This is a genomic window from Mesorhizobium sp. M4B.F.Ca.ET.089.01.1.1 (assembly GCF_004022605.1).
Lineage (GTDB): Bacteria > Pseudomonadota > Alphaproteobacteria > Rhizobiales > Rhizobiaceae > Mesorhizobium > Mesorhizobium abyssinicae.
In genome coordinates this window covers 1-3,522 of sequence record NZ_RZOS01000525.1, presented here as the reverse complement: position 1 = coordinate 3,522, position 3,522 = coordinate 1, and the positions used below count along the sequence as shown (strand labels likewise).

Sequence of the window (3,522 nt, the reverse complement as noted above, 5' to 3'; positions counted from 1 at the left end):
TCGCCGACGAGGCGACCGTGCTGCCCGTGGAACGCCGGGGGGCGCTGGTGCTGGCACTTGCCCGCGCCGCCGGCATTGGCGGCATGGTCGGCGGGCAGATGCTCGATCTCGATGCCGGCCGCAATCCACCGGACGAGGCCGGCATCATCCGGCTGCAGGCGATGAAGACCGGCGCCTTGATCCGCTTTGCCTGCGAGGCCGGCGCCATCGTCGCCGGCGCGCCGCCGGAAGACCGCGAGCGGCTGGCCGAATTCGGCTCGGCGATCGGGCTCGCCTTCCAGCTTGCCGACGACCTGCTCGACCTGACGGCGGATGCGCACCAGATGGGCAAGGCGACCGGCAAGGACGCCGCCGCCGGCAAGGCGACGCTGGTCGCCCTGCACGGCGCCGACTGGGCGCGCAAGCAGCTCAGCGGCCTCGTCGGCCAGGCGCATGCGCTGCTCGATCCCTATGGCGAGCGCGCCGCCTTGCTGAAGGAAGCGGCGACATTCGTGGCGACGCGCAACAGCTGACCTGTTGTACAGGCGAACGACGCCGGCTCGCCACCAGTCCGATCTTCACAACCCTGCCAGCGCGAAATGCTGGATGCCATTCCAGCAAAGCGCGCACTGCTGAGCGAGCTGCGGATAGGGCGCCGACGTCGGCTTCGATTGTTCGCTCTTTCCGAATAGTGCTGCCAGCAGCGGGGTGATTATCCGACTTCTGCGGCAATCTATATCCGCTCCATGACAACGAAGATCGATCCGTCCGATGTCGGCGCGACCGTGGTCATCGGCCTCGCCAAGCAGCGCCGTGAATCCACCGAAAGGAACCTGCAAATGCCCTTTGCCAACTTCAAGATGCCCGAGGCCGCCCTCACAAAAGCGCAGAAGGAAGATCTCGTCCACAAGACCACGCAGATGTTCGTCGACTATTTCGGCGAGGATGTGCGCCCCTACACCATGGTGCTGATCGAAGAAGTTGCTGATGGAGGCTACGGCCGCGCCGATGAAGTCTTCGTCCTTCCCGATGCCTATCGGGCAAAGGATGGTGCCTGACATGAACAAGGCGGGCCGCTTGTCGAGCGGCTCGCCTTTCGCGCAATGCAAGTCGGACCTCAGCCTCTTGCGGCCGCGTTGGCGACCACGAACACCGAATAGAGCGACTGCCGCGCCGTGATGAACAGGCGGTTGCGCTTTGCGCCGCCGAAGGTGAGGTTCGCCACCGTTTCAGGGATACGGATCTTGCCGATCAGGGTGCCGTCGGGGTCGAAGCAATGCACGCCGTCGCCGGCGCCTGCCCAGACACGGCCGGCCGTATCCACCCTGAAGCCGTCGAACAGGCCGGCCGTGCAGGTTGCGAAAACGCCGATTTCCCCCAGCGAATTGCCTTCGACGGCGAACTTGCGGATGTGCCGCGGCCCGTCCTTCTGATGCGTGATGCCGGTGTCGCCGACATAGAGGACGCTCTCGTCCGACGAGAAGGCGAGACCGTTGGGCTTCGCCATCGTCGAGACGACGCGCGCCACCGCGCCGGTCGCGGGATCGGCACGGTAGACGTGGCAGCCCTCGATCTCCTGTTCGGCGCGGTCGCCCTCATAGTCGGTCGCGATGCCGTAGGGCGGATCGGAAAACCACACTGTGCCATCCGAGCGCACCACGACGTCGTTGGGCGAATTCAGCCGCTTGCCGTCGAAGCGGTCGGCGATCACCGTGATCGATCCGTCATGCTCGGTGCGCGTGACGCGGCGCGCCCGATGCTCGCAGGTGACCAGCCGTCCCTCTGTATCGACCGTGTTGCCGTTGGCATTGTTTGCCGGCGCCCGGTACACCGAAACCGCGCCATTGGTCTCGTCGTAGCGCATGATGCGGTCGTTGGGGATGTCGGAGAAGACCAGATAGCGCCCGGCCGCGAACCATGCCGGGCCTTCCAGCCAGCGCCCGCCGGTCCACAGCCGCTCGACCGCCACATGGCCGACGAAGCAGCTTTCGAACCGCTCGTCGAGAACCTCGAAGCCGGCGCCCTCTATGTCTCCGAACATGCTTCTTCCTCCGCGAAAACGGGATATCGATAGCCTTCGCGGCGAGCCGTTTTCAAGACTTGACCTGCAAAAATGTTAGCGATAACATCGGTGCCAATTCAGTCCGTTTGCTTGGCTTGGGAGGGCCATAGATGCGGCCCAAGCTCATCGAATTCATCGACATCTCCAAGCGCTTCGGCGGCACCCTGGCGCTGAAGTCGGTGTCGCTCGACATCCACGAGGGCGAGATCGTCGCCCTGCTCGGCGAGAATGGCGCCGGCAAGTCGACGCTCATCAAGACGCTCGCCGGCATTCACAAGCGCGACCAAGGCACGATCCGCTTTCGCGGCGAGGACTACCACCACCGCCCGCCGCGTCCCAACCAGCCGCAGAAGGTCGCCTTCATCCATCAGGACCTCGGCCTCATCGAATGGATGACGGTGGCCGAGAATGTCGGCATGGCGCAAGGTTTTTCGCGCCGCTCCGGCCTGATCGACTGGCGCGACACCGAGCGCCGCGCCGAGCGCGCGCTGGCGCTGGTCGGCTGCGCCTTCGATCCGGCGACGCGCGTCCAGGATCTTTCCCGCACCGAAAAGTCGCTGGTGGCGATCGCCCGCGCGCTGGCGACTGAGGCCGACGTGCTGGTGCTCGACGAGCCGACGGCGAGCCTGCCGGCGGACGAGGTCGAGCGCCTGTTCGAGGCGCTGCGGCCGCTGCGCGAGCGCGGCGTCGGCATGATCTATGTCTCGCACCGGCTGGACGAGGTGTTCCGCATCGCCGATCGCGTCGCCGTCATGCGCGACGGCCGCATGGTCGCGGTGAAGCCGGTGGTCGAGACCACGCCGCAGGAACTGGTCGACCTGATCGTCGGCCGGCCGGCGCACCAGATGTTCGCCAAGTCGCAATGGCAGGACGGGCCGGAGCGGCTCAAGGTCGAAAACCTCACTTGCGGCAACGTCGGCCCAGTCACCTTCGAGGCGCGCTCCGGCGAATTGCTCGGGCTGGTCGGCCTGCGCGGCGCCGGACAGGAGGCTGTAGGCCGCGCGCTGTTCGGCGCCGAGCGTTTCGAGGGAACGGTCTCGCTCGACGGCAAGCGCCTCGACCTGTCATCGATCGGCGCCGCCCTTGCCGCCGGCGTCGGCCTCATCGCGCGCGACCGCACCGAGGAATCGGTCGCGCTGTCGCTTTCCGTGCGCGAGAACATGTATCTCAATCCGTCGGCGGTCGGCCGTGGGCTGTTCTCCTTCATGAAGCCGGCGCGGGAGAGCGAGCTGACGCAGGAACTCGGCGCGCGGCTGGGGCTGAGGCCCAACGATCCGCATCTGCCGATCGAAGCGCTTTCAGGCGGCAACCAGCAGAAGGTGGTCGTCGGCCGTTGGCTGGCGACGGGCCGCAAGCTGCTGATCGCCGAGGACCCGACGGCCGGCGTCGATGTCGGCGCCAAGGCCGAGATCTACCGGCTGATCGCGGCGGCCGTCGAGGCAGGGCTGGCGGTCATCGTCGTCTCCACCGATTTCGAGGAG

At 66.6% G+C, this 3,522-nt stretch carries 4 protein-coding genes; 3 read left to right on the top strand and 1 reads right to left on the bottom strand.

Translation table 11 applies throughout. The features are described 5' to 3' along the window. Together EN780_RS29915 and EN780_RS29910 are read left to right on the top strand one after the other, a co-directional pair. The coding region (locus tag EN780_RS29915; protein WP_189556846.1) for a polyprenyl synthetase family protein at positions 1-512 on the top strand (512 nt) is incomplete at its 5' end. 306 nt (positions 513-818) lie between these two features. Continuing rightward, complete coding sequence (locus EN780_RS29910; protein WP_128276089.1) at positions 819-1,037, top strand: 4-oxalocrotonate tautomerase family protein; 219 nt, start codon at positions 819-821, stop codon at positions 1,035-1,037. A 59-nt stretch (positions 1,038-1,096) separates the two neighbouring features. Here the strand turns inward: EN780_RS29910 and EN780_RS29905 are convergent, their stop codons facing one another. Then, a complete protein-coding gene (locus EN780_RS29905) occupies positions 1,097-2,020 on the bottom strand; it encodes an SMP-30/gluconolactonase/LRE family protein (RefSeq protein ID WP_128276088.1) in 924 nt (307 codons plus the stop codon). A gap of 131 nt (positions 2,021-2,151) precedes the next feature. Here EN780_RS29905 and EN780_RS29900 point away from each other — a divergent pair. Next, positions 2,152-3,522, top strand: a 1,371-nt coding sequence (locus EN780_RS29900) for a sugar ABC transporter ATP-binding protein (protein WP_133372769.1), incomplete at its 3' end; no start/stop codon positions are given.

Coding starts and splice junctions, on each gene's coding strand:
- EN780_RS29905 (WP_128276088.1), bottom strand. CDS start 2,020: ATGTTCGGAGACATAGAGGGCGCCGGCTTCGAGGTTCTCGACGAGCGG.
- EN780_RS29910 (WP_128276089.1), top strand. CDS start 819: ATGCCCTTTGCCAACTTCAAGATGCCCGAGGCCGCCCTCACAAAAGCG.